The following is a 24,041-nucleotide window of genomic DNA, read 5'->3' as shown; positions in this document are numbered from 1 at the left end:
CAAGTGCCCGGCCCTGATTCAGCGGATGGAGCCCACCAACTGCGGGCGTCCCCGCTGGTCGTGCAGGGCGAAGTCCCAGTCGTCGCCGGAGCGCTCGGCGTGGAAGGCGACCGTGCTGGGCAAGGGCACCGGGAGCTTGAAGGCCACCTGCACCGTGTACCCCGGCGGCAGCCGGTTCTCCAGGGCGGCCAAGCACCGGGCCTTGCTCCACATGCCGTGCGCGATCGGCCGGGGGAAACCGAACAGCCGGGCACCCAGCCGGGAGGTGTGGATCGGGTTGTGGTCCCCGGAGACCCGGGCGTACTCCGTACCGATGCGGGGTTCGACCCGCCAACGGGCGGAAGGGGCCGGCGGCGCGGGCCGCTCCGGCCGGTCGCGCCGCTCACCGCCGTCCGGGGTGCGCTGCTTCCCCAGGTACGTCGAGACCCCGCGCCACACCTCCTCCCCGTCGACCGACCCGACGAGTACGACATCCACCTGCCGTCCACGATCGTGGGGCCGCAGGTTCTCCGCCCAGGCGGTGAAGTCCAGCCGATCCGTCACGGTGACCGGCCGGTGCACCGTGATCAGGTTGCCGACGTGCACCACCCCGGTCAGCGGGATCGGGAACTCCGAGGCGGTGATCAGGCGCAGGGCCAGCGGGAAGCCCATGACGTGCGGGAAGGTCGCCGGCAGGGTGTCCGCCAACCGGAATCCGCACACCCGGTCGTAGTCGGCCAGGCGCTGCGGATCCACCGCCACCCCCTTGACCACCAGTTCCACCGCCGGCAGCTCCGCACCCCGCCGACCGCCCAGCCCCGGCACCACCCCCAGCAACGCCCGGCGATACAACGGCCCCGGCGCGGGCAGTTGGGACAACTCCACCCGCTCCCGAGCCGCCGGCCCCACGACCGACGCGGCGGCACTGGTCAGATCCTGGGTGGCCCCGGCGTCGTGGCCCTCCCAGACGAGTGCGGCGGCGCTGGTCAGATCCTGGGTGGCCGCCGGATCGCGGCCCTCACCGGCGAGCGCGGCGGCCAGCATTTCCCGGTTCAGGATCTCCGTGGGCCCGTCGATCAACTCCCCGACGGACAGGTCGTCGGGTTCCTCGTGCGGACTGCGTCGGGCCATCACGCCCCCAGCAGGCTCTGGCCGCAGACCCGGACCACGTTGCCGCTGATCGCGCCGGAGGCCGGCCAGGCCAGCCAACCGATGGTCTCGGCCACGTCCACCGGCAGCCCGCCCTGGGCCAGACTGTTCATCCGCCGACCCGCCTCCCGCACCACCAGCGGAATCCGGGCGGTCAGCCGGGTCTCGATGAACCCGGGCGCCACCGCGTTCACGCTGATCCCCCGCTCCCGCAGCACCGGGGCCAGCGAGTCGACCAGCCCGATCACCCCGGCCTTGCTGGTGGCGTAGTTGGTCTGCCCCCGGTTGCCGGCGATCCCGGCGATCGAGGAGACCCCGACGATCCGCCCACCGGCCGGAATCAGCTTCCGCTCCAACAGCAGGTCGTTGATCCGCTCCTGACTGGACAGGTTGACGTCGATGACCTGGTTCCAGCGGTCGGGGTCCATCCGGCCCAGGGTCTTGTCCCGGGTGATGCCGGCGTTGTGCACCACCACATCCACCCGCCCGTGCCGACCGGCCAGGTATTCCGCCAGTCGGGTAGGCGCGTCCGTGGCGGTCAGGTCGAGCTGCACCGCGCTGCCGCCGATCTCGTTGGCCACCGCAGCCAACTCGTCCCCGGCCGCCGGGATGTCCAGGGCCAGCACGGTAGCCCCGTCGCGGGCCAGCACCCGGGCCAGGGCCGCACCGATACCCCGGGCTGCCCCGGTGACCAGCACCACCTGCCCGTCGAGGGGGTGGTCCCAGTCCACCGGCGCGGTCGCCTGACCGGCACCGACCCGGATCACCTGCCCGGAGACGTACGCCGACCGGCCGGAGAGCAGGAACCGCAGGGTCGCCTCCAGGCTGGTCCAGGTGCCCTCGTCGGCCTCCCGGGTCACATGGACCAGTTGAGCGGTGGTGCCGCGGCCGAACTCCTTGCCGATGCTGCGGGTCAGCCCCTCCAGGGCCCGCTGGGCGGTCGCCTCGCGGGGAGTGGCGCACTCGCCCGGCGGAGTGCCCAACACGATCACCCGGCCGCTGGGCTGCACCGCCCGGGCCTGCGGGTGGAAGAAGTCGTAGAGCTGGCTCAGCCCGGTCGAGTCGGTGATGCCGGTGGCGTCGTAGACCAGGGCGGCGCTGTCCGGCGTACGGCCGGTCGTCGGATCGGGCACGGCGGTGGCCGGATCGCGCAGGGCCAGCCCGGCGGCGGCCAGGATCTTGCCGACCGGCTCGGCCAGGCGACCACCCGAGGCGCTGCCGAGCAGCACCGGCCCGGGGAGAATCGGCTCACCGGGGGCGTACCGGCGCAGCCGCGGCGGATCGGGCAGGCCGAGGCGCTTGACCAGCGCCCTACCGGCGCCCGACTGGACGAAGCTCGCGTACCTGTCGCTCATAGGCGTAGCCTACTGGTGAGTAAGGTGCGGGCAACACTTTCGAGGAGGCGGATCGTGCAGAACGTTCGACGGGTCGCGGTGATCGGCGGCAACCGCATCCCCTTCGCCCGCTCCAACTCCCGCTACGCCAGCGCCAGCAACTCCGACATGCTCGGCGCTGCCCTGGACGGCCTGATCGCCCGATTCGGCCTGGCCGGACAGCAGGTCGGCGAGGTGGTCGCCGGGGCGGTGCTCAAGCACTCCAAGGACTTCAACCTCACCCGCGAGGTGGTGCTCGGCTCCAAGCTGGACCCGCGCACCCCGGCGTACGACATCCAGCAGGCCTGCGGCACCGGCCTGGAAGCCGCCATCCTGATCGCCAACAAGATCGCCCTGGGGCAGATCGAGGTGGGCATCGCCGGTGGGGTCGACACCACCTCGGACGCCCCGCTGGCCATCAACGAGGACCTGCGTCGCACCCTGCTCCAGCTCAACTCCGCCCGGACCATGGGCGAGCGCATGAAGGTCGCCGCGAAGCTGCGTCCGGGCCAGGCATTCAAGCCGGAGATCCCCCGCAACGCCGAGCCGCGTACCGGCCTGTCCATGGGGGAGCACACCGCACAGACGGCGCTGCGCTGGAACATCGACCGGCAGGCCCAGGACGAGCTCGCCCTCCGTTCCCACCAGCGGCTGGCCGCCGCGTACGACCGGGGGTTCTTCGACGACCTGATGACCCCCTACCTGGGGCTGACCCGCGACCAGAACCTCCGCCCCGACACCACCCTGGAGAAGCTCGGCACCCTAAAGCCGGCCTTCGGTGCCAAGGGTCCGGACGCCGACCGGGCCACCATGACCGCCGGCAACTCCTCCCCCCTGACCGACGGCGCCTCCACCGTGCTGCTGGCCAGCGAACAGTGGGCCGCCGAGCACAACCTGCCCGTACTGGCCTGGTTCTCCTGGTCCGAGACCGCCGCGGTCGACTTCGTACACGGTGACGAGGGACTGCTGATGGCACCCGCGTACGCGGTACCCCGGCTGCTCGCCCGCGCGGGCCTGACCCTGCAGGACTTCGACTACTACGAGATCCACGAGGCGTTCGCCGCCCAGGTGCTGGCCACCCTGGCCGCGTGGGAGTCGGAGGAGTTCTGCGTCGAGCGGCTCGGCCTGGACGCCCCGCTGGGTGCGATCGACACCGACAAGCTCAACGTCAACGGCTCCTCGCTGGCCGCCGGACACCCCTTCGCCGCCACCGGCGGACGGATCGTCGCCACCCTGGCCAAACTCCTAGACGAGAAGGGCGGCGGTCGCGGACTCATCTCGATCTGCGCCGCCGGCGGCCAGGGCGTCACCGCCATTCTGGAACGCTGATCGCCGGATCAGGTCAACTCGCCGCCGACCCGGTCGGATCATCCTCGCCCGGGTCGGGCAGCCAACCCAGGAACCGCCCGTAGAGGTTCGCGGGCGGCACCTGGTGCAGATCCGACACCGCATCGACCAACTGGGTGGCGAGGTAGACCGCGAGGGCTACCCGCTGGCCCGCGTACCGATCCAACAGCCGACGCCGCCGGTCGGGGCACGGCCACGGCCGCCCGCAGCCCGAGCAGTCCCAACTCGGCCGGGCGGGCACATGCGCGACCCAGGCGGGGGCGACACTGAGGCGTACGGCGTCGAGCCGGGCCAGCACCCGACGCTGCCGTGGGCCGCGCGGATCGCCGAGATCGACACCGCGCAGACGGATCCAGACCCCGTCGCTGTGTCGCTCCCGGCGACCGATCTCCACGATCCGCAAGGTGAGCGTGCCCAGGCCGTAGCAGTAATGCTGCTCGGGCACCTCCACCACCGCGCCGACCCGCAACGGCGGCCCGCCGGTCAGTCCCATCTCCCACTCCCGTCAGGCGAGGGGCGGGCGCACGGCATCGCCACCGGGCCGCAGGGGGAATCGCGGCCACAGGCGGGGGCTGCCGGGCGGCGGGCGTACGCCCGCCCCGTCACGGACCGGTGCGGGCAGGCTCGACCCGACACCGGAGTACGACCGGAAGCGGCCACCATGGACACACCACGCCCATCACCGGGTACGCGCGTCGAGCGCCTTCGGTGGTAGACAGAAGGGGAGTCGATCCCCGGGTGCGTCCAGCGTGACTGCTCCCTTCGACTCGTCTCGGACCGGGAGTGGGAGAGGCCGCCAAACCGCCCCACCCCGGTCCACTCTTCTTTGGCAACGGTGACGTCGCCATCACTGTACGTACAAGCAGCATGCATGCAGAGTGGCGTCTGTGCAAGCTTGCATTTTCCGCGTTTCTCGCTGACTCTTAAGTGGGAGCTGAGGAGGCGACATGGTGAAGGCGGCGACGCTACGCGCTCAGTGGCTCGGCCAGCAGCTCCGGGAGATGCGCGAGTCAGCCGGGCTGACCCTCAAAGACGTGGGCGACTACATCAATCGCAACGCCTCGACCGTCAGTCGCCTTGAGTCCGGTGTCGTGGCGGCCCGGGTGCCCGAAGTGCTCGCCTACCTCGACATCTGCGGTGTGGACGATGGCCGGCGTCGCGCCGACCTGACCACCATGGCGAAGGATGTCTGGCAGAAGGGCTGGTGGGACGGCTTTGCGGCCGACGTTGTCGGCTCGCTGATCGACTGGATCTGGTTGGAGAGTCGGGCGACGGAGATCTACTCCTTCGACGTCGTCGTGCTCCCCGGCCTGCTGCAGACCAAGGCGTATGCCGAGGCGATCATCCGCGCGGTGGACATCGACGCCACCGAGGAGCAGATCAACCGCTATGTCGAGATCCGGCTCGCCCGTCAGCGCCGACTCGACGGTGACGAGCCGGTGAGGCTCTCCGTCGTCATCGACGAGGGCGCTCTCCGCAGAACCGTGGGCGGAGCCACCGTGATGCGGGAACAGCTGGAGCACTTGTCCACGATGGCCACGCGGAGTCACATCGAACTGCTGGTGTTGCCCTCCGCTGCGGGCGCGCATCCGAGCCCCGAGGGAGGCTTCAACGTCTTTCGGATGCGTCCGCCGTATCCGCTCGCCGGGTGCATCTGGACGCCTGCCGGCAGCCTCGTCGTCGAAGATGGCCTGGCGGAGTCGTTACTCCGGACCTACGATCGGCTGCGCGGGATGGCTCTCCCCGCGCAGACAGGGCTCGCACTCGTGTCTGACCTGATCGATCAGTTGGAGTAGACGGCGATGAGGCACACGGCGGCATCCGCGCTACTACTGCCGCCGGTGGCCTGGCACGTGAGCACGAGGAGCCCGAGCGGCGGCGGCAACTGTGTCGAGGCCGGGCCGATCCTCGATGGCAGTGGCCGGGTGGCCGTCCGCGACAGCAAAGATCGCACCGGTCCCGCCCTCGTCTATGCCTCCGACAGTTGGAACAGCTTCCTCTCGGCAGTTCGCAACGGCCCCCTTGATTGATGGTGCTCCCCCGGTGTGCGCGGAAACGCCGGTAGGTTCGAGATCTTTCTGAGTGCGGCTCTATTTGCAGGTCGCGAGCCGCTGCACCCGGTCTACGAAGCGGGTGAGGATCGCGTTGCTCGCCGTGGTCGGAAGCTATTGTTGGTCGTCTCTACTGTGGACCACAGCCTGCGCCCCGGAGCCACCGGCGGCGCGCTTTCAAGGAGTGGTCATGAGTGGTCAAGTCCTGCTCCGTACATCCATCGTCGCCCTGACCGTTGTCCTTGTGGTCAGCGGCTGCACTACCACCGGCACCAGCCCGGAGTCCGCCTCGACTGCGGCGGCGCCCAGCGCACCGGCAACCACTGATCCGACCGCAGCGTCTGATCCGGCCGCCGTATCCGACCCGACCGCTGCCTCTGAGCCCACCGCAGGTGGTTCGACTGACGGTGGTTCGACCGGCGGCGGCTCCACCGGCAACAACTCGACCGGCGGCGGCTCGACCGGCGGGGGACAGTCCGGGACCAAGTCGGGCACCGGGCCGACCATCACCTACTTCCGGGTTGCCCAGAAGCCCTCCTGCCCGGCTGGGACGAACGTCAACCCGATCCCCGGCTCGCCGGTCGTCCTGGAGTGGAAGGTCGGCAACGTCGACTCCGTTGCCCTCTCCGTCGACGGCCAGGGCGTGTACGCCGACAACTACCCGCCCACCGGCAGCGAAACCCTCACCTTTCCCTGCGAGGGGGCCGGGGGCGACGTGCAGCGGCACACCTACCAGTTGACCGTGCGCAACTCCCACGGCAAGCAGACGAAGACCCTGGCGGTGACCGCGACCGTGAATGAGGTACCGGAGGTGTGATCCGGCCCCCCACGGCGACGTGATCCGTCTGCGCTAGCAGCTCGACAGGAACTACGACTCAGGTACGCGAGGCGCGACGCCACCCGGATCCCGCCGCCAGTCGGTCCACGACAACGTTTCATTTCTGAAAGCGGTAAGGGCTGATGCAGAAAGCGAAGAGGGCCACCGGTTCGGGTGGCCCTCTTCGAGGTCTTAACCCCAGCGGTTTGGCCTGCCGACACGCGACTACCAGGGACCGGTCTGGGGTCTTCGCGCTCGCACTCTACCGCTGGAACGGCGCCCCGGGAGGGGGTCTACTGGGAAGACGTTCTTGCCGAGCAAGTACCACGCTCGAGGCACCGGGCCCGCCTCCACCGGGAACCGTCACTGCTGGTGAGGGGTGGTCGAGGGCTGGCTGGTGGGTGCCGGAGAATGACGGGGTGACGACGATCCCGAACGTGCTCGCCAACCGGTACGCCTCGCCCGAACTGGTCGCCCTCTGGTCCCCGGAGGAGAAGATCCGCCTGGAGCGGCAACTCTGGCTCGCCGTGCTCAAGGCACAGCGCGACCTCGGTGTGGCTGTGCCCGACGGGGTGGTCGAGGCGTACGAGCGGGTGTTGGACGAGGTCTACCTGGACTCGATCGCGGCGCGGGAGCGGGTGACCCGCCACGACGTCAAGGCGCGGATCGAGGAGTTCAGTGCGCTGGCCGGGCACGAGCACGTGCACAAGGGCATGACCTCTCGGGATCTCACCGAGAACGTCGAGCAGCTTCAGGTACGCCGGTCGCTGGAGCTGATCCGGGATCGGGTGGTGGCCACGCTGGCCCGGCTGGCCTCGCACGCCCACGAGTACTCCGAGGTGGTGATGGCCGGGCGGTCGCACAACGTCGCGGCGCAGGCCACCACGCTGGGCAAGCGCTTCGCGTCGGCTGCCGAGGAGCTGATCATCGCGTACGAGCGGCTGACCGACCTGATCGACCGCTACCCGCTGCGCGGGATCAAGGGGCCGGTGGGTACCGCCGCCGACCAGATGGACCTCTTCGACGGCGACGCCGAGAAGGTGGCCGAGTTGGAGCGGCGGGTCGCCGAACACCTCGGCTTCAACCGGGTGTTGGACAGTGTGGGGCAGGTCTACCCGCGTTCGCTCGACTTCGACGTGCTCTCGGCGCTGGCGCAGACCGCTGCCGCGCCTTCGTCGCTGGCCACCACGATCCGGCTGATGGTTGGGCAGGAGTTGGCCACCGAGGGCTTCAAGCCGGGCCAGGTCGGCTCCAGCGCGATGCCGCACAAGATGAACACCCGTTCCTCGGAGCGGGTCAACGGCTTCGCGGTGATCATCCGGGGGTACCTGTCGATGGTCGGTGAGCTGGCCGGCGACCAGTGGAACGAGGGCGACGTCTCCTGCTCGGTGGTGCGTCGGGTGGCCCTGCCGGACGCCTTCTTCGCCGCCGACGGGCTGTTCCAGACCTTCCTCACCGTGCTGGACGAGTTCGGGGCCTACCCGGCGGTGATCAACCGGGAGTTGGAGCGGTTCCTGCCCTTCCTGGCCACCACGAAGATCCTGGTGGCGGCCGTCCGCCGAGGCGTCGGCCGGGAAACCGCCCATGAGGCGATCAAGGAGCATGCGGTCGCGGTGGCCCTGGCCATGCGGGAGAAGGGCAGCCCCGACAACGACCTCTTCGACCGCCTGGCCGCCGACTCCCGCCTGGGCCTGTCCCGCCCCGAGATCGACGCCCTGGTAGCCGACCGCGCCGCCTTCGTAGGCGCTGCCCCCGCCCAGATCCAGGCGGTGACCACCCGCATCTCCAAGATCGTCCAGTCCCACCCCCAAGCCGCCACCTACACCCCACCCCCCATCCTCTAACCACCCCCACCCCCACCCCTCCCGCCCTGCCCCCGCACGCCCTCCGCCCTCGCCCGCCCCCGCCTCGCGCGCCGATCTTGCACTTTCTGTCGGGGCATCAGCGGGCGAAAGCCGCATATCGGCGACCGAAAGTGCAAGATCGGCGCGGACAGGGGTCGGTGGGCCGCGGGGGTCGCGGGCAAGGGCCGCGGGCGGCAGGGCAGCGGCGTGGGTCAGCTGTCGCGGGTGGGGGTTTCTGGGGCGGTGCGGAGGTTGGGGGCGCTGGCGGGTTCGGCGATGCCGCCGGGAGTGTCGGCGAAGGCCGGGTCGGTGGCGGTTTCGGCGGCGATCAGCGGCTGGTCCGGGGGCATGACGTCGGGGACCTTGGGTGCCACGATGACGGCCGTGCCGTAGGCGCAGATCTCCATCCACATCTCGCCGCAGTCGCGGCTGTCGAACCGCATCCCCACCACGGCGTTCGCGCCGAGCCGGCGGGCCTCCTCGCCGAGTCGGGCCACCGAGTCGGTACGCCACCGGGTGAGGTTGTCCGGCGCCATCGGGTCGTACGCGCCACCTCGGAGATTCTTGACCCCTTCGCGGTACGGGTTGCGGGTCCTGGCCATCGAGGAGACCACCTCGCCGAGGATCTGGCGGATCTCGTAGCCGGGAAGTTGATCCGTCGTCACGACCAGCACGGTTTCGATGCTGTCAGGCACCGACACCGAGCAACGTGAGCCTTGTTCACCTGCTCGGATGCTGAAAAACGACGCGGCGCGGACGGCGGGCGCGTAGCCCACCTTCCGCGCCGCTTCGGACGCTTTCCGTCAGACACCGGCCACGGAGGTGATCCAAGCCCGGTTGTACGCGACACTGCCGTAGTTCTGGATGCTCTGGCCGTCGGCGGTGGAGGCGACCCCGACCTGGGCGCCGTTGTAGAACTGCGGGCCGCCGGAGTCGCCCCGCCAGGCGTTGCCGTTGATCCGGGTGCTCCGGATCGCCTGCCCGCCGTACGCGTCGGTGACGCTGTTGCTGGTCACCCGGACGGACGCGGTCTTGAGCTGGGTGGAGGCCGAGCAGCCGCTGTAGCAGGTCATGCCCCAGCCGAAGATGGTGTTGGTCGAGTTGAGCGGCGGGTTGCTGTTGGCCAGCGTGACGTAGGTGGTGCTCACCGCGCTGGACAGGCGCATCAGGGCAAGGTCGTAGCGGCCGTAGGTGGCGCTGACCGTGCGGGTGACCCCGCCGGAGGTGCGGTTGACGCTGCCCACCCGGACGGACATGGTGCCGCCGAGGCAGTGCCGGGCGGTGAGTACCCACTGCGGGGCGATGATCGTGCCGGAGCAGGTGAACGAGCCGTTGCTGAGCACCGCCGCGGCCCACGGCGCGGAGGAGACGGTCCCGCCGCCGATGATGTACGGGCCGACGGGGGCGGCGACGGCGCCGGAGCTGGCGCCGAGCACGCCGGCCAGGGCTGTGGCGAGGACCGCGAGCAGGGATCGGATGCGCATCGGTAGGGCTCCTTCGGGGGTCGCGGGACCCGGGTTACCGGGTCGACCTGCGGCGACGGGTAGGGGGTGATCCGTCGCCGCTACGTCGATAAATCGACGTCTGACGATGTACCGTAGAGCCGGGTGAGGTGTTTCACAAGAGGTACATAGAAACAGAGTGATGTAACAGTCGGATTTCCCGAAGTCGGCCCGCCCGGCCATCCCCCGTCCGACTTCCGACCGGCTCTGCCGAACTGTCCCCGATGATCCATTACGCAACGCGCCGGGAGATCGGACAACAAAGCCGTATCGGGACAGCAACGAACCCGTATCGATCCTGAAAGGGCCGAGCGGGCGGCCACCGGCGCTGTCCGACGCCCCTCCCACCGGTGCGTTCGGCGCGACTCCTGCCAGGTAGGCTGGCTGCGCTCGCCCGTTGTGGGTCGGCACCCAACTGCGTACACAGTCAGGAGTGCCCAGTGCCTCGCGTCGTCGTCGACGTCATGCTCAAGCCCGAGATCCTCGATCCGCAGGGCCAGGCCGTCGCAAACGCGCTGCCCCGGCTCGGTGTCAACGATGTCGCCTCGGTGCGGATCGGTCGGCGCATCGAGATCGACTTCACCGGTGAACCGGACCTGGACCGGGCCCGGGAGATCGCCGACAAGCTGCTCGCCAACCCGGTCATCGAGGACTTCACCGTCCGCCTGGTAGAGGCCGACGAGCCTGCGGAAGCCCGGTCGTGACCGCGCGGGTCGGTGTGGTGACCTTCCCCGGCTCGCTCGACGACGGGGACGCCGCCCGGGCGGTCCGGATCGCCGGCGCCCAACCGGTACGTCTCTGGCACGGAGACCCGGAGTTGCACGGGGTGGACGCGGTCGTCCTGCCCGGCGGCTTCTCCTACGGTGACTACCTGCGCTGCGGGGCCATCGCCCGGTTCGCCCCGGTGATGGAGACCATCATCGACGCCGCCGCCGGTGGCCTGCCGGTGCTCGGCATCTGCAACGGCTTCCAGATCCTCTGCGAGGCCCACCTGCTGCCCGGGGCGCTCACCCGCAACCAGCACCTGCACTTCCGCAACCGCGACCAGATCCTGCGCATCGAGTCGGCCGGCACCGCTTGGACGAACGCCTTCCAGCCTGGCCAGGAGGTGCTGATCCCGGTCAAGAACGGTGAGGGTTGCTACGTCGCCGACCCCGCCACCCTGGACGCCCTCGAGGCCGAGGGCCGGGTGGTCGCCCGGTACGTCGGGGTCAACCCCAACGGCTCGCAGCGGGACATCGCGGCCATCACCAATTCGGCCGGCAACGTGGTCGGCATCATGCCGCACCCCGAGCACGCGGTGGAGGCCCTCACCGGCCCCTCCCTCGACGGCCTCGGCTTCTTCACCTCGGTGCTCAAGCACCTGGTGGGGGCGCCGGCGTGACCGTCCGCGTCGGGATCATCGGTCGGCTCACCCGCCGGTACGGCGGCGAGCGCAACGAGGAGAGGTCATGACTACGCATCCGGACCCGGTACGGGAGACCCCGGAGGCAGTCCCGGCCACGCCGGCACAGCCGGTCCAGCCATATCCGGCCGCCGCGCCGGTCCGGCACGCCTCCGGGCAGGCCGACTGGGCGGACCGGGTGGACACCGTGCCGCGCGCCGAGGGCACTCCGTCCGAACTTCAGCCGTACGCCGAACTGGGGCTCCGGGACGACGAGTACGACCGCATCCGGCACATCCTGGGCCGCCGGCCCACCCAGTCCGAGCTGGCGATGTACTCGATCATGTGGAGCGAGCACTGCTCCTACAAGTCCAGCAAGGTGCACCTGCGCCAGTTCGGCGAGAAGGCCCCGCCGAGTGACCGGCTGCTGGCCGGCATCGGGGAGAACGCCGGTGTGGTGCGGGTCTCCGACGAGCTGGCGGTGACCTTCAAGGTCGAGTCGCACAACCACCCGAGCTTCGTCGAGCCGTACCAGGGTGCGGCCACCGGGGTCGGCGGCATCGTCCGGGACATCCTCGCCATGGGCGCTCGTCCGGTAGCGGTGATGGACCCGCTGCGCTTCGGCGCGGCCGACCACCCCGACACCGCCCGGGTACTGCCCGGGGTGGTGGCCGGAGTCGGCGGGTACGGCAACTGCCTGGGCCTGCCCAACATCGGCGGCGAGGTGGTCTTCGACCCCTGCTACCAGGGAAACCCCCTGGTCAACGCCCTCTGCCTCGGCGTACTGCCGGTGAGCCGGTTGCAGAACAAGGCCGCTGTCGGCCCCGGCAATGTCGTGGTGCTGATGGGCGCCAAGACCGGGCGCGACGGCATCGGCGGCGTGTCGGTGCTGGCCAGCGCGACCTTCTCCGAGGGCAGTGAGCAGCGTCGCCCCTCCGTGCAGGTCGGTGACCCCTTCATCGAGAAGCTGCTGATCGAGGCCTGCCTGGAGCTGTACGACGCCGAACTGGTCGCCGGCATCCAGGACCTCGGCGGAGCCGGGCTGACCTGCGCCCTCACCGAGACCGCCGCGGCAGCGGGCACCGGCATGCGGGTCTGGCTGGAGCGGGTGCCGCTGCGTGAGCCCTCGATGGACCCGCACGAGATCCTGGCCAGCGAGTCCCAGGAGCGGATGCTGCTGGTCGTCGAGCCGGCCAAGCTCGAGACCGTCCTCAAGACCTGCGAGAAGTGGGGGGTGCTGGCCACCGCCATCGGTGAGGTCACCCCGCCCGAGCCGAACGGCCAGCCGGGTCGACTGCTGATCACCTGGCGGGACCAGCTGGTGGTCGACGTGCCGCCGGGCTCGCTGGTGGACGACGGTCCGGTCTACGCCCGCCCGATGCGGGAGCCGGCCGACCTGATCCTGCTCCAGGCCGACCGGGCCGAGACCCTGCCCCGGCCGGCCGACCCGGAGGCGCTGCGCGAGACCGTGCTGCGCATGATCGCCTCGCCGAACCTGTGCGACAAGACCTGGGTCACCGAGCAGTACGACCGCTACGTGCTGGGCAACACCGTGCTCGCCCAGCCGGAGGACTCCGGCGTGATCCGGATCGACGAGCGGACCGGCCTGGGAGTGGCCCTGTCGGTCGACGGCAACGGCCGGTACGCCCGACTCGACCCGTACCACGGCGCCAAGCTGGCCCTGGCCGAGGCGTACCGCAACGTGGTGGTCACCGGCGCGACCCCGATCGCGGTCACGGACTGCCTGAACTTCGGCTCCCCGGAGGACCCGGGCGTGATGTGGCAGTTCGCCGAGGCGGTACGCGGCCTCGCCGACGGCTGCGCCGAGCTGGGCATCCCGGTCACCGGCGGAAACGTCAGCTTCTACAACCAGACCGGGGCGGCGGCCATCCACCCGACCCCGGTCGTCGGGGTGCTCGGCGTCCTGGAGAACGTCGCCGAGCGGGTGGCGATGGGCTTCGTCCCGCGGCCCAGCGGCGACCACGACCAGCTCTTCCTGCTCGGCGAGACCCATGTGGAACTCTCCGGCTCGGAATGGGCTTGGGTGACCCACCAGCACCTCGGTGGCGTACCCCCGCATGTCGACCTGGCCCGGGAGAAGCAGCTCGGTGAGCTGCTGGCCGCCGCCGCCCGAGTCGGTCACCTCAGCTCGGCGCACGACCTCTCCGACGGAGGTCTCGCGCAGAGCCTGGTGGAGTCCTGCCTGCGGCACGGCGTCGGCGCCCGGATCGTGGTGCCGGAGCGTTTCGAGGGCAACTCCATGCCCTTCGTCTTCCTGTTCAGCGAGTCCGCCGGCCGGGTGCTGGTCTCGGTGCCCCGGGGCCACGAGAAGGCGTTCACCGCCCTCTGCACGGACTACGGCGTGCCGTGGGAACCGATCGGGGTCACCGACCCCTCCGCCGGTGCGCTTGAGGTGCTCGGCCAGTTCCGGATCGGCCTGGACGAGCTGCGCGAGGCGCACAGCGCCACCCTGCCGGCCCTGTTCGGCGGGGTCACCCCGGTCGAGTCGGCCCCGGACGCCGCGGTCGAGGCCGCGCCGGTGGTCGAGTCTGCCCCGGTGAGCGAGGCCGAGGCCGGGGCGACCGCCGAGGGCGAGCAGGCCGGCGTGGCGGCGCCTTCGGAGGAGGACCCCGAGTCGTCCGCACCAGAGGCGGCGGGTGCCGAACCGGCCGTCGAGCAGGTCGAGCGGGCGGCACCGCCGGTCCGCCGGCCGACCGGTGAGGGTGACCCCACCGCCGAAGCGCCGGGAACGCAGCCGACCGCCGACGAACGCTGAGGTGTCGGCCGGGCCCGACCTGACCCAGTCCGGTTCCGGGGCCTGGTTCGACTGGGGCCTGGCCGGGGCGGCCGAACTAGGCCGGGTCTGTGCCGTGCTGGTGGTGGTGGACGTGTTGTCGTTCACCACCACCGTCGAGGTGGCGGTCGGGCGCGGTCGCCGTCGGGCACTGGCTGCTGAGCCAGGGGTACGGCTCGACGACCGCACCGATCGGGGTGATCGCGGCGGGGAACGCTGGCCGGACGGCTCGCTGCGCCCGGCGGTGGAGGATCAACTCGGTGCGGCGAGCGTGCTCGATGCGCTGTCCGGGGTGACCGGTGGCCTCTCCGTGGATGCCGCCGTGGCACTGGCCGCGCTGGCCAGCATTCCGGACGTACCGGCGGCGATCCGGGGCTGTGTCTCCGGCCGTGAACTGATCGACGCCGGCTTCGCCGAGGATGTCGAGATCGCCGTACGCCTGGACACCTCGGCCGTGGTCCCACTGCTGCGGCAGGGCGTCTTCACCCGGGCCTAGCGAGGACGTCTTCGTCCTCGCGGCTGGCGACACCAAAGGCTGGACGCGCCGGGGAGGACGACGGGCGGCTGCGGCAGATGATGCCCGCCGTCACCGCTCCGTCGTCCTCCTAAAGCGTCGCTTCAGTCGTCCAGCCAGTCGAGCCGGCGTCCGCCGCGCTCTCCCGGGCCGGCTTCCGGCCGGGCACGGCCGGCCTGTGCCGGATCGGCGCCGTAGCCAGCGCCCTGCTCGTAGCCGCTGTCGTAGCTCTCGCGCTGGCGCGGTGGCTGCTCCTGGCCGTACCCGCCGCCCTGCTCGTAGCCGCTGCCGTAGCCACCGCGCTGCTGCGGCTGCTCCTGGCCGTAGCCACCGCCCTGGCCGTAGCCGCCGTAGCGACTGGCGTCGTCGTACCCGCCGGGCTGGCCGTAGCCCTCCGCCGGTTGTCCGTACCCGCCGGGCTGCGCCGGGTAGCCGCCGGTCGGCTCGGCCTGGCCGTACCCGCCGGCAGGCTCACCCCGGCCGTAGCCGGTGGGCTCGCCCTGGCCGTAGCTGGTCGGTTCGCTCTTGCCATACCCGGTGGGCTCGCTCGGGCCGTAGCTGGTCGGTTCGCTCTTGCCATACCCGGTGGGCTCGCTCGGGCCGTAGCTGGTGGGGGTGCTGGAGGCGTATCCGCCCGCCGGCCCAGCCTGGCCGTACCCGCCGGTCGGCTCACTCTGGCCGTACCCGCTGGTGGCTGCGCTGCCGTAACCACCGGTCGGCTCGCCCCGGCCGTAGTCCGGCTCCGTCGAACCGTAGGCGCTGGTCGACCCGGCCTGGCCGTAGCCGGGCTGGTCGGCCTGGCCGTACCCGCTCGTGGGCTCGGTCCGGCCGTATCCGCCGGTCGGCTCGCTCTTGCCGTAGCCACCGGACTCACCCCGGCCGTATCCGCCGGTCTCCCCACGGCCGTAGCCGGTGGGTTCGCTCTGGCCGTAACCCTGGCCCGCGTCCTGCTCGTACAGGCCGGTCGCGTAGGGGTCGGCGGGCGCGGGGTAACGGGTCTCGTCACCGGTGTAACGGCCGGTCGGCTCGTCGTACCGCTCGCCGTAGCCGGCAGCGCCACCGCCAGCCGGGGGGTAGTCCGCCCCGGCACCGCCGGCACCGTAGTCACGGCCGCCATACCCGGCACCCGACGACGGGGTGCTGCCATAGCCGGGGGTGCCGTAGCCGGCGGGCTCGTCGCCGTAGCGACCGCCCGACCAGGCCTGGCCGGCTCCGCCCGCAGCGCCGTAGGGCTGTGCGGGTGCGCCGTACGGGTCCGGGGGAACGTCGTCGACCACCGGCTGGTGCATCATCGTCGGCGCGTTGCTGATCCCGGCACCGGCGACCATGGTCGGGTCGGGCGTGGCGCCGACCCGGTTGACTACGCGGGTCTGGTCGTCCGCGCTGACGAAGTTGCCTCGGGCCGCCGGAACAGCGCCAGCGGGGGCGGCGGCGGGGGCGTCCCCGTCGACGTCGCCGTCCTCGTTCTCCTTACGCCTCATCCACAGCAGCACGATCGTGCCGACACCGACGGCAACGAACAGACCGCCGAGCAGCACCAGCAGCCAACTGCCGAAGCCACCGGAGTCCTCGTTGCCGGCCTGGGCCGGTGGGGCCGCAGACTCGCCGGGGGGAGTCTCCTCATCCTCGGCGAACTCGTCGTCGAAGGGGTCCTCCGTCGGCACCGCGGACTCGCTGGCCGACGGGGTGGGACTCGGGCTGTTCGAGGCCTGGATCGCCAGGGTGATCCGCTGTCCGGTGACGCTCTGACCGGCGTTCGCCGTGAAGCTCACGACCTCCCGGACACTGTTCGCGCTGGCACCGATGTCGATCCGGCCCGGCGCGATGGGGCGGTCGTTGCTGCCGGTGAAGCGGAAGTTGCCGTCGGAGTTCGTGTTGGTCTCGTACTGCTTACCGGCGCTGTCCTTGAGCAGGACGTACGCGTTCGCCACCCCGTCACCGGCCTGGTTGACCACCTTGCCGGAGATCGACCGGACCGTCTGCGGCGCCTGAGTGGTCGGCGGCGGGGGAGCAGCGACCATCGTCACGTTCGTCGAGGCCTCGGCATCCCGCCGAATCACACCCTGAGACTCAACGGCCTTGACGGTAATCGTGGCTGACCCGTTGGAGGCGTCATTTGCGAGTTGGAAGGTGGCTTGGAGAGTGCCAGCTGCATCAACGCGCCTGCGCTCACAGCCGTCGACGCACCTCAATTTTCCGTTGTTCGAGCTGACGGTGATGTCCACCGGGACGGCGTCGTCACCGAAGCTCAGCGAGTAACTCACGGTGGTGGTCTTACCCGCCTCAACGGCGCTCGGAGATGCCGAGACGTTGTTGACGCTGGGGGCGGCGAGGGCGGGTGTGGCGGGGACCGCGAGCAGGGCACCCACAATCAGCGCCACGACCACACCGGCCCGCGTTTGCCAGGCTCGTCGGTGTGTTGACACGTCCACCGCCTTCCGGACTGATCTTCCCTGGCCGGCGGGGTGCCAGGCCTGGGGAACATCACGGTACGAATACGCCGTCGGCAACTATGCCTTGTCGGGGCGGATCGGCGCGACCCAGGGCCAGCGTGAAGCGTGGCGGGGCGAGGCCGTATCGTCCCGTCGTGTCCTCTCCGTGCGATAAGTCCGCCGCGGTCGCGGCGGTGATGGCGGCGCTCGATGAGGGCCGCACACCTGAACGGTCGGTCATCCGTGCGGCGGTAAGGGCCTTATTGACCACCCTTGCGGATCGTGCCCCCGGCCGATCGGTGGAGGTGCGCGTCCCACCTTACGGTGCAGTTCAGTGCGTTCCGGGTCCGCGACACACCCGCGGTACACCTCCGAACACGGTCGAGATGGATCCGCAAACCTGGCTCGAGTTGGCCACCGGACGACTCGACTGGGCCCAAGCGGTCACGGAGGGTCGCGTACGGGCGAGTGGTGCTCGCGCGGACCTCTCCCCGTACCTGCCCCTCGAACTGGAGTGACGCATGTTGCCGCTGACCTTTAGCGGTGACAACGTGACTGTATGTGGCGACTTGGATTCGCGTACACTGTCAGGCGACGACAGTGTGGTCCCGGCCAATCAGCGGAGCAGGCCCTTTGGGGTTCCGCCAGGCCAGTCCAGACCAGCAAGAGGGAGCGGTAGGTGCCCCGAGGCGACGGCCGGCTGAGCCACGACCTTGATCCCCAACGACCTGGCCCCCAGGACGCCTGTGGCGTCTTCGGCGTCTGGGCGCCGGAGGAAGAGGTCGCCAATCTCACCTACTTCGGGCTGTACGCACTACAGCACCGGGGGCAGGAGGCGGCCGGGATAGCGGTCAGCGACGGCTCCGGCGTGGTGGTCTACAAGGATCTCGGCCTGGTGGCCCAGGTCTTCGACGAGCCGACCCTGGCCAGCCTGCGCGGGCATCTCGCGATCGGGCACACCCGCTACTCCACGACGGGTGGTTCCACCTGGGAGAACGCCCAGCCGACCATCCGGGCCACCAGCGCCGGCACCACGATCGCCCTGGCGCACAACGGCAACCTGGTCAACACCGCCGAGTTGCAGCGTGAGGCGGCCGAGCGGGGCCTGAGCGCGGACGGGTCGACCAACGACACCTCCCTGGTCACCATGCTGCTGGCCAGTCGACCGGATCTCTCCGTGGAGGCGGCGGCCCTGGAGGTCCTGCCCCGGCTGCGCGGCGCGTTCAGCTTCGTCTTCATGGACGAGAGCACCCTCTACGCCGCCCGCGACCAGCACGGCGTACGCCCCCTGGTGCTCGGCCGGTTGGAGCGGGGCTGGGTGGTGGCCAGCGAGACGGCGGCGTTGGACATCGTGGGTGCCAGCGTGGTCCGTGAGGTCGAGCCCGGCGAGCTGATCGCGATCGACGCCGAGGGGCTGCGGTCCACCCGGTTCGCCGCCCCCGAGCCCAAGGGCTGCCTCTTCGAGTACGTCTACATCGCCCGTCCGGACGCCACCATCGCCGGTCGCAACGTGCACGCGGCCCGGGTGCAGATCGGCCGGCAGTTGGCCAAGGAACACCCGGTAGAGGCCGACCTGGTCATCCCGGTTCCGGAGTCGGGCACCCCGGCGGCGATCGGCTACGCCGAGGAGTCCGGCATCACCTACGGCGCCGGCCTGATGAAGAACCCGTACGTCGGACGCACCTTCATCCAGCCGTCGCAGACCCTGCGCCAGCTGGGCATCCGACTCAAGCTCAACCCGCTTCGGCAGAACGTACGCGGCAAGCGCCTGGTCGTGGTCGACGACTCCATCGTCCGGGGCAACACCCAGCGGGCGATCGTCCGGATGCTGCGCGAGGCCGGCGCCCTGGAGGTGCACGTCCGCATCTCCTCTCCGCCGGTGTCCTGGCCCTGCTTCTACGGCATCGACTTCGCCACCCGGGCCGAGTTGCTGGCCAACGGCCTGGACAACGAGGGCATCCGGCGTTCCATCGGTGCCGACACCCTGGGTTACGTCTCACTGTCCGGCCTGATCGCCGCGACCGAGCAGCCCAAGACCCGTCTGTGCCGGGCCTGTTTCGACGGGGAGTATCCGATCGAACTTCCCGTCGGCAACCTGATCGGCAAGCACGTTCTAGAAGGAATCGGCCGTCGCGTCGCCCACAACTCGGACGACACCGACTCCGTCGAGCAAACCGTCCCTCCGCTCGTCGCCGCTGCGGGGGCCGACGACGATCTCAGCCGGGCACGCCGTACCTCGCGCTCCGACCTGAAGATGTCGGCCACCACAAACCGCCCGTAGCATCGCCCGGTTGCGGTCGGTCACCGTCGACCAGCAGCCGAGAACCACAAAGGGGAGAACCGTGACGCACGTGTCCGAGCGCAGCGGCGCAGGAAGCAGCCCGACCGGCGCTGGCGGCGACCGCCAGCCCTGGACTGCCGGCACCGGCCGTCAGGCTCGCAAACGTTCGGTCTCGTACGCGGACGCCGGTGTGTCGATCGAGGCGGGTGACCGCGCCGTCGAGCTGCTGAAGTCCAAGGTCAAGCAGACTCGCCGGCCGGAGGTGATGGGCGACCTCGGCGGTTTCGCCGGCCTGTTCCGGCTCGACACCACCAAGTACAAGAACCCGATCCTGGCCTCCTCCACCGACGGGGTCGGCACCAAGCTGGTGATCGCCCAGCAGATGAACATCCACGACACGGTCGGCATCGACCTGGTCGCGATGGTCGTCGACGATCTCGTCGCCTGCGGCGCCGAGCCGCTGTTCCTGCTCGACTACATCGCCACCGGCGAGGTCGTGCCGGACAGGGTCGCCGAGATCGGCGCCGGCATCGCCGACGGCTGCCGCTACGCGGGCTGCGCGCTGCTCGGTGGCGAGACCGCCGAGCACCCGGGCGTGCTGCGTCCGGACGAGTACGACATCTCCGCCACCGGTGTCGGGGTGGTGGAGGAGAGCGAGATCCTCAGCCCCGCGCGGGTCGAGGTGGGCGACGTGGTGATCGCGATGCGCTCGTCCGGTCTGCACTCGAACGGCTACTCCCTCGTCCGGCACGTGCTGCTCGGCGCGGGACGGATGCGGTTGGACGTGGTGATCGACGACTTCGGTCGGCAGCGGACCCTGGGCGAGGAGCTGCTCACCCCCACCAAGATCTACGCCCAGGACTGCCTCAAGCTGATCGCCGAGGCCGAGGTGCGGGCGCTGGCCCACGTCACCGGCGGCGGCATCCCCGGCAACCTGGTGCGGATCCTGCCCGAGCACGTGGACGCGGTGGTCGACCGCTCCACCTGGCGCCCGCAGCCGATCTTCGACCTGATCCAGTCCAAGGGACGGATCGAGGACCCGGAGATGGAGTCGACCTTCAACATGGGGGTCGGCATGTTCGCGATCGTCTCGGCCGAGGACGCCGACCGGGCCCTGGCCACCCTCACCGGCCGGGGGGTCGACGCCTGGCAGGTGGGCGAGGTCATCGAGGGCACCGGCGAGGTGAAGATGGTCGGCCAGCACACCCGCGGCTGAGGTGACCCGATCTTCCGGGCGCCTGGTCCGGGGTTCACCCGAGCAGCCGTCGCGGCCTAGCCTGTAGGGCACCCTCAACGCTGCGGGGCATGACCTGCCGGGGTGTCCCGGCAGCCTTCTACCGCTATGAGGAGGGCGATGGCTGCACGGGGACGACCGATACCCGGGATGCGTGGGCTGACCGCCGTTCCGTCGTACGTCGTGATGCAGCCCACCACCCTCTGCAACCTGGACTGCGCCTACTGCTATCTGCCCCTGCGGGCGGTCGACCGGCGGATGTCCGTCGAGGTGGCGCAGGCGGTGGCCGCCTCGGTGAACCCCTGGGCAGCGGAGGCCCGGTTCTCCGTGGTCTGGCACGGGGGTGAGCCGCTGGCCGCCGGTCGTGAGCAGTTGGCCGCGCTGATGGCACCCTTCGGCCCGGAGGTGGAGCACCACGTCCAGACCAACGCCACCTTGATCGACGACGCCTGGTGCGAGTTCTTCGTGACCCATCGCATGCGGGTCAGCGTCAGCGTGGACGGTCCCCGGGAGCGCAACACCGAGCGGGTGACCCGCTCCGGCCGGCCCGCGTACGACCGGATCGTCCGTGGGGTGGCGGCCCTGCGCCGGCACGGGCTGCCGTTCTCGGCGCTGGCGGTGGTGAACGACCCGGCTCCTGGCCGGGCGGCGGAGCTGTACGACTACTGCCTCGACCTCGGCTGTGAGGTGCTCGGGGTGAACATCGAGGAGACCGAGGGAGTCAACACCCGGGACAACGCCCACGATCCGGCCCTGGTGACCGGGTTCTGGGCCGAGTTGGTGGCCGCCTGGCGCCGGCAGCCGCAGATCCATCTGCGGGAGGTCGAGTGGTCGCTCCGGTACGCCGCCGCGGTGCTGAACGACACCGCGGATGATCTGCTGCCTCGGCGACTCGACCCGATCCCGACGATCGCCTACGACGGCTCGGTGGTGGTGCTCTCGCCCGAACTGGCCGGCTTCACCGACCCGCGGTACGGCGATTTCAGCAGCGGAAACGTGCTCCGCACCCCGCTGCACACGATCCTCGAGGAGGCCACCGAGCGGACGGCCTGGGTCGGGGAGTTCCTGACCGGGGTGGAGGCCTGCCGTTCCTCCTGCCCCTACTTCGGATTCTGTGGCGGGGGCCACGCGGCCAACCGGTACTTCGAGCTGGGGCGTTTTGACGGTACGGAGACCGAGCACTGCCGCAACAGCAAGATCCGCTTACTGGAGGGAGTGTTGGAGCATGCCCGAAACCACCAGCCGTCGGGAACCTGAGCCAGCGACCGGAGAGGATTGCGACCAGGTCGGCGCCAAGGTGCGGGAGGCCGCTGCCGGGCTCACCGCTCTCCTGCACGAGGCCGATGCCGCGCGACGGTCACGGGCGGAGGTGGCAGGTGGTGACGGCGCCAGCGCGGTCTGCGCCTGGAACCACTTCGAGAACATCCCGACGTTCTACAACTGGAACAACCGGCCACGATGAGCCGACCGGGCTGATTCAAGGGCCTGCCACGCTACCGGATTCTGGTCCGGGCATGGCAGGCCCTTGAGTCGTCGGGTGTTGCGCCGCCTTGGCGGGCACATACGTGAGCACGCGGGGAGTTACCGCGTGCTCAGATGCGACCAGGGGTCAGCGGGTCGGGCGGACCCACTTGTCCGGGTCGTCCCCGGTATGGTCCTCGTCTTCGTCGACGTACTCGTTGTAGTCGTCGTCGAAGTTGCGGTCCGACTTGCCGCCGCCGCCGAGTTCTCGCTGCAAGGCGGCGAGGTCGGTGTTCGGGGAGTGATACTTCAACTCCCGGGCCACCTTTGTCTGCTTGGCCTTAGCACGGCCGCGCCCCATGGCTCGACCCCCTCGCACAGAATGCGGGGCAGCCCGAAGGCGGGCCCCGATGACGTCAGGCATCTCTCGTGGCTCTTACGGTACATGGGGATGCCACCGTTCGGCACCTCGGGTTACCGTCGACCGCCCCCGCGCGTTGCGGCAGGCGGTCGTCACCCATTGTACCCGGTAAGGAGCGATGCCGGGAACGGTCGTGACAGGGGGCGAACCTGGCGAATGCGTCGTGTTCCCAGCGTAACCGGGATCGACCGGCCGGGGCGGGCGGGATCGGCCCACCCGCCCCTACCGGAGAGTCGTCAGCGCAGGTGGATGGCGCGCAGGCGGCCGATCTCGGCCATCCGCCGCTCGGCCAACCGGTCGGCCGCCACCGCGGGCGGAACGCCCTCGTCGTCGGCGAGCCGCAGGATCTGCCGGGTGGTGTCGTAGATCCGGGTGGCGCGCAGCTTGGCCCGCTCGAAGTCGAAGCCCTCGATCTCGTCCGCGACCTGGATCACACCACCGGCGTTCACCACGTAATCGGGGGCGTAGAGGATGCCCCGGTCGGCCAGCAGCTTCTCGACTCCCGGGTGGGCCAGCTGGTTGTTGGCCGCACCGGTGATCACCTTGGCGCGCAGGGCCGCCACGGTGTCGTCGTTCAGCGCACCACCCAGGGCACACGGGGCGTATACGTCGATGTCCGCCGCCACCAGCGCAGAGGCGTCGTCCAGCAGCGAGACCTGGGGGTGGGTGGTGCGGGCCCACTCCAGGGCCTGCGGGCTGACATCGGTGGCCACCACCTCGGCGCCGTCCTCGATGAGGTGCCCGACCAGGTACTTACCGACCTTGCCCAGACCGGCCACACCGACCCGCTTGCCGTGCAGGGTCGGCACCCCCCAGACGTGCTCGGCCGCGGCCCGCATGCCCTGGAAGACACCCCAGGCGGTGAGGATGGAGGAGTCACCGGCTCCGCCGTGCTCCACACTGCGACCGGTGACGTAGCGGGTCTCGCGGGCGATCACGTCCATGTCCGGCACGTAGGTGCCCACGTCGCAGGCGGTGTAGTAGCGCCCGCCCAGGGACTCCACGAAGCGGCCGTACGCCCGCAGTAGCGCCTCGGTCTTGATCTGCGCCGGGTCACCCCAGATGACCGCCTTGCCGCCGCCCAGGTCCAGACCGGCCAGGGCGTTCTTGTACGCCATGCCGCGAGACAGATCGAGGACGTCCGCCAGGGCCGCCTCTTCGCTGTCGTACGGGTAGAAGCGGGTGCCACCGAGGGCGGGGCCCAGCGCGGTGGAGTAGATGCCGATGATCGCCTTGAGGCCGGTCTGCTTGTCCTGGCAGAACACGACCTGCTCGTGGCCGGTGGATTCCGGATCGTCGGTGCTGGCGAATACGCCCATGGCTGACTCCTGTGTCGGCGGGCGCCCTCGTGGGACGCGGACCTGGTCTACGCCGGCGGGGATGCTGCCGGTGCTGCGAAGCCTAGTATCGACCTGGCCCGGGATGCCCTCGCCAGTCGGCCGTCCCGTCCAGCGGGCA

General features: G+C 70.5%; 21 protein-coding genes and 1 pseudogene. 14 read left to right on the top strand and 8 right to left on the bottom strand.

The annotated features are described in order from the left end of the window. Positions 1–18: 18 nt before the first annotated feature. Both OIE53_RS21780 and OIE53_RS21775 read right to left on the bottom strand, forming a co-directional pair. Complete coding sequence (locus tag OIE53_RS21780; protein WP_327023370.1) at positions 19–1,110, bottom strand: MaoC/PaaZ C-terminal domain-containing protein; 1,092 nt, start codon at positions 1,108–1,110, stop codon at positions 19–21. Next, positions 1,110–2,483, bottom strand: a complete 1,374-nt coding sequence (locus OIE53_RS21775) for a 3-oxoacyl-ACP reductase (protein ID WP_327023369.1) — start codon at positions 2,481–2,483, stop codon at positions 1,110–1,112. Before OIE53_RS21775 ends, OIE53_RS21780 begins: the two co-directional genes overlap by 1 nt. A 54-nt stretch (positions 2,484–2,537) precedes the next feature. Between OIE53_RS21775 and OIE53_RS21770 the strand changes: the two genes are divergently transcribed. Further along, positions 2,538–3,830 carry an acetyl-CoA C-acetyltransferase gene (locus OIE53_RS21770; protein ID WP_327023368.1) on the top strand — a complete coding sequence of 431 codons (1,293 nt, stop codon included), beginning with the start codon at positions 2,538–2,540 and terminating at the stop codon, positions 3,828–3,830. Positions 3,831–3,843: 13 nt separating this feature from the next. On the opposite strand, the gene OIE53_RS21765 is transcribed toward OIE53_RS21770, so the two are convergent. Next, a complete protein-coding gene (locus OIE53_RS21765) occupies positions 3,844–4,335 on the bottom strand; it encodes a hypothetical protein (RefSeq protein ID WP_442791405.1) in 492 nt (163 codons plus the stop codon). 460 nt (positions 4,336–4,795) lie between these two features. On the opposite strand from OIE53_RS21765, the gene OIE53_RS21760 reads away from it, so the two are divergent. The 4 genes from OIE53_RS21760 (at position 4,796) to purB (ending at position 8,560) form a co-directional block, all read left to right on the top strand. Beyond that, positions 4,796–5,644: a helix-turn-helix domain-containing protein gene (locus OIE53_RS21760; RefSeq protein ID WP_327023366.1), complete on the top strand. Its 849-nt coding sequence runs from the start codon at positions 4,796–4,798 to the stop codon at positions 5,642–5,644. Between the two features lie 6 nt (positions 5,645–5,650). Next, the gene (locus tag OIE53_RS21755) at positions 5,651–5,878 is read left to right on the top strand and encodes a DUF397 domain-containing protein (RefSeq protein ID WP_327023365.1); all 228 of its coding nucleotides are present in this window, start codon (positions 5,651–5,653) and stop codon (positions 5,876–5,878) included. A 211-nt stretch (positions 5,879–6,089) separates the two neighbouring features. After that, entirely contained in the window at positions 6,090–6,716 is a 627-nt protein-coding gene (locus OIE53_RS21750; protein WP_327023364.1) for a hypothetical protein, read from the top strand. A 419-nt stretch (positions 6,717–7,135) separates the two neighbouring features. After that, on the top strand, positions 7,136–8,560 hold the full coding sequence (gene purB, locus OIE53_RS21745; RefSeq protein ID WP_327023363.1) for an adenylosuccinate lyase: 1,425 nt from the start codon (positions 7,136–7,138) through the stop codon (positions 8,558–8,560). Between the two features lie 212 nt (positions 8,561–8,772). On the opposite strand, the gene OIE53_RS21740 is transcribed toward purB, so the two are convergent. Both OIE53_RS21740 and OIE53_RS21735 read right to left on the bottom strand, forming a co-directional pair. Continuing rightward, a complete protein-coding gene (locus tag OIE53_RS21740; RefSeq protein WP_327023362.1) occupies positions 8,773–9,336 on the bottom strand; it encodes a YbjQ family protein in 564 nt (187 codons plus the stop codon). A 27-nt stretch (positions 9,337–9,363) separates the two neighbouring features. Then, positions 9,364–10,044, bottom strand: a complete 681-nt coding sequence (locus tag OIE53_RS21735; protein WP_327023361.1) for a S1 family peptidase — start codon at positions 10,042–10,044, stop codon at positions 9,364–9,366. 458 nt (positions 10,045–10,502) lie between these two features. Between OIE53_RS21735 and purS the strand changes: the two genes are divergently transcribed. From purS to OIE53_RS21715, 4 genes and pseudogenes are all read left to right on the top strand, one after another. Next, positions 10,503–10,766, top strand: a complete 264-nt coding sequence (gene purS, locus OIE53_RS21730) for a phosphoribosylformylglycinamidine synthase subunit PurS (protein ID WP_203999093.1) — start codon at positions 10,503–10,505, stop codon at positions 10,764–10,766. Continuing rightward, the gene (purQ, locus tag OIE53_RS21725) at positions 10,763–11,446 is read left to right on the top strand and encodes a phosphoribosylformylglycinamidine synthase subunit PurQ (RefSeq protein ID WP_327023360.1); all 684 of its coding nucleotides are present in this window, start codon (positions 10,763–10,765) and stop codon (positions 11,444–11,446) included. Before purS ends, purQ begins: the two co-directional genes overlap by 4 nt. A gap of 67 nt (positions 11,447–11,513) precedes the next feature. Next, positions 11,514–14,222, top strand: a complete 2,709-nt coding sequence (gene purL, locus OIE53_RS21720) for a phosphoribosylformylglycinamidine synthase subunit PurL (protein WP_327023359.1) — start codon at positions 11,514–11,516, stop codon at positions 14,220–14,222. A gap of 19 nt (positions 14,223–14,241) precedes the next feature. Then, positions 14,242–14,736: pseudogene (locus OIE53_RS21715) on the top strand (2-phosphosulfolactate phosphatase). A gap of 122 nt (positions 14,737–14,858) precedes the next feature. Here OIE53_RS21715 and OIE53_RS21710 read toward each other — a convergent pair. Beyond that, complete coding sequence (locus tag OIE53_RS21710; RefSeq protein ID WP_327023358.1) at positions 14,859–16,814, bottom strand: carboxypeptidase-like regulatory domain-containing protein; 1,956 nt, start codon at positions 16,812–16,814, stop codon at positions 14,859–14,861. 527 nt (positions 16,815–17,341) lie between these two features. Between OIE53_RS21710 and OIE53_RS21705 the strand changes: the two genes are divergently transcribed. From OIE53_RS21705 to amcA, 5 genes are all read left to right on the top strand, one after another. After that, on the top strand, positions 17,342–17,704 hold the full coding sequence (locus tag OIE53_RS21705; RefSeq protein ID WP_327023357.1) for a sterol carrier family protein: 363 nt from the start codon (positions 17,342–17,344) through the stop codon (positions 17,702–17,704). Positions 17,705–17,865: 161 nt separating this feature from the next. Next, on the top strand, positions 17,866–19,467 hold the full coding sequence (purF, locus tag OIE53_RS21700) for an amidophosphoribosyltransferase (RefSeq protein ID WP_327023356.1): 1,602 nt from the start codon (positions 17,866–17,868) through the stop codon (positions 19,465–19,467). A gap of 61 nt (positions 19,468–19,528) precedes the next feature. After that, on the top strand, positions 19,529–20,683 hold the full coding sequence (gene purM, locus OIE53_RS21695) for a phosphoribosylformylglycinamidine cyclo-ligase (RefSeq protein ID WP_327023355.1): 1,155 nt from the start codon (positions 19,529–19,531) through the stop codon (positions 20,681–20,683). Between the two features lie 168 nt (positions 20,684–20,851). Then, a complete protein-coding gene (amcB, locus tag OIE53_RS21690; protein WP_327027321.1) occupies positions 20,852–21,958 on the top strand; it encodes a cyclophane-forming radical SAM peptide maturase AmcB in 1,107 nt (368 codons plus the stop codon). Then, entirely contained in the window at positions 21,927–22,163 is a 237-nt protein-coding gene (gene amcA / locus OIE53_RS21685; protein WP_327023354.1) for a multiple cyclophane-containing RiPP AmcA, read from the top strand. The genes amcB and amcA overlap by 32 nt, the downstream gene beginning before the upstream one ends. A 147-nt stretch (positions 22,164–22,310) precedes the next feature. Here the strand turns inward: amcA and OIE53_RS21680 are convergent, their stop codons facing one another. Then, positions 22,311–22,523, bottom strand: a complete 213-nt coding sequence (locus OIE53_RS21680; protein WP_327023353.1) for a DUF3073 domain-containing protein — start codon at positions 22,521–22,523, stop codon at positions 22,311–22,313. A gap of 296 nt (positions 22,524–22,819) precedes the next feature. Further along, on the bottom strand, positions 22,820–23,902 hold the full coding sequence (locus tag OIE53_RS21675) for a Glu/Leu/Phe/Val family dehydrogenase (protein ID WP_327023352.1): 1,083 nt from the start codon (positions 23,900–23,902) through the stop codon (positions 22,820–22,822). Between the last annotated feature and the right edge of the window lie 139 nt (positions 23,903–24,041).

This window comes from Micromonospora sp. NBC_01739, from assembly GCF_035920385.1.
GTDB lineage: Bacteria > Actinomycetota > Actinomycetes > Mycobacteriales > Micromonosporaceae > Micromonospora.
This window is presented reverse-complemented; position numbering and strand designations above follow the sequence as displayed.

Bases quoted from the DNA above. Each gene is read 5' to 3' on its own strand.
- amcB (WP_327027321.1), top strand. From the start codon at position 20,852: ATGCGTGGGCTGACCGCCGTTCCGTCGTACGTCGTGATGCAGCCCACC.
- OIE53_RS21680 (WP_327023353.1), bottom strand. From the start codon at position 22,523: ATGGGGCGCGGCCGTGCTAAGGCCAAGCAGACAAAGGTGGCCCGGGAG.
- amcA (WP_327023354.1), top strand. From the start codon at position 21,927: ATGCCCGAAACCACCAGCCGTCGGGAACCTGAGCCAGCGACCGGAGAG.
- OIE53_RS21735 (WP_327023361.1), bottom strand. From the start codon at position 10,044: ATGCGCATCCGATCCCTGCTCGCGGTCCTCGCCACAGCCCTGGCCGGC.
- OIE53_RS21780 (WP_327023370.1), bottom strand. From the start codon at position 1,110: ATGGCCCGACGCAGTCCGCACGAGGAACCCGACGACCTGTCCGTCGGG.
- OIE53_RS21675 (WP_327023352.1), bottom strand. From the start codon at position 23,902: ATGGGCGTATTCGCCAGCACCGACGATCCGGAATCCACCGGCCACGAG.
- OIE53_RS21755 (WP_327023365.1), top strand. From the start codon at position 5,651: ATGAGGCACACGGCGGCATCCGCGCTACTACTGCCGCCGGTGGCCTGG.
- OIE53_RS21760 (WP_327023366.1), top strand. From the start codon at position 4,796: ATGGTGAAGGCGGCGACGCTACGCGCTCAGTGGCTCGGCCAGCAGCTC.
- OIE53_RS21775 (WP_327023369.1), bottom strand. From the start codon at position 2,483: ATGAGCGACAGGTACGCGAGCTTCGTCCAGTCGGGCGCCGGTAGGGCG.
- OIE53_RS21750 (WP_327023364.1), top strand. From the start codon at position 6,090: ATGAGTGGTCAAGTCCTGCTCCGTACATCCATCGTCGCCCTGACCGTT.
- purL (WP_327023359.1), top strand. From the start codon at position 11,514: ATGACTACGCATCCGGACCCGGTACGGGAGACCCCGGAGGCAGTCCCG.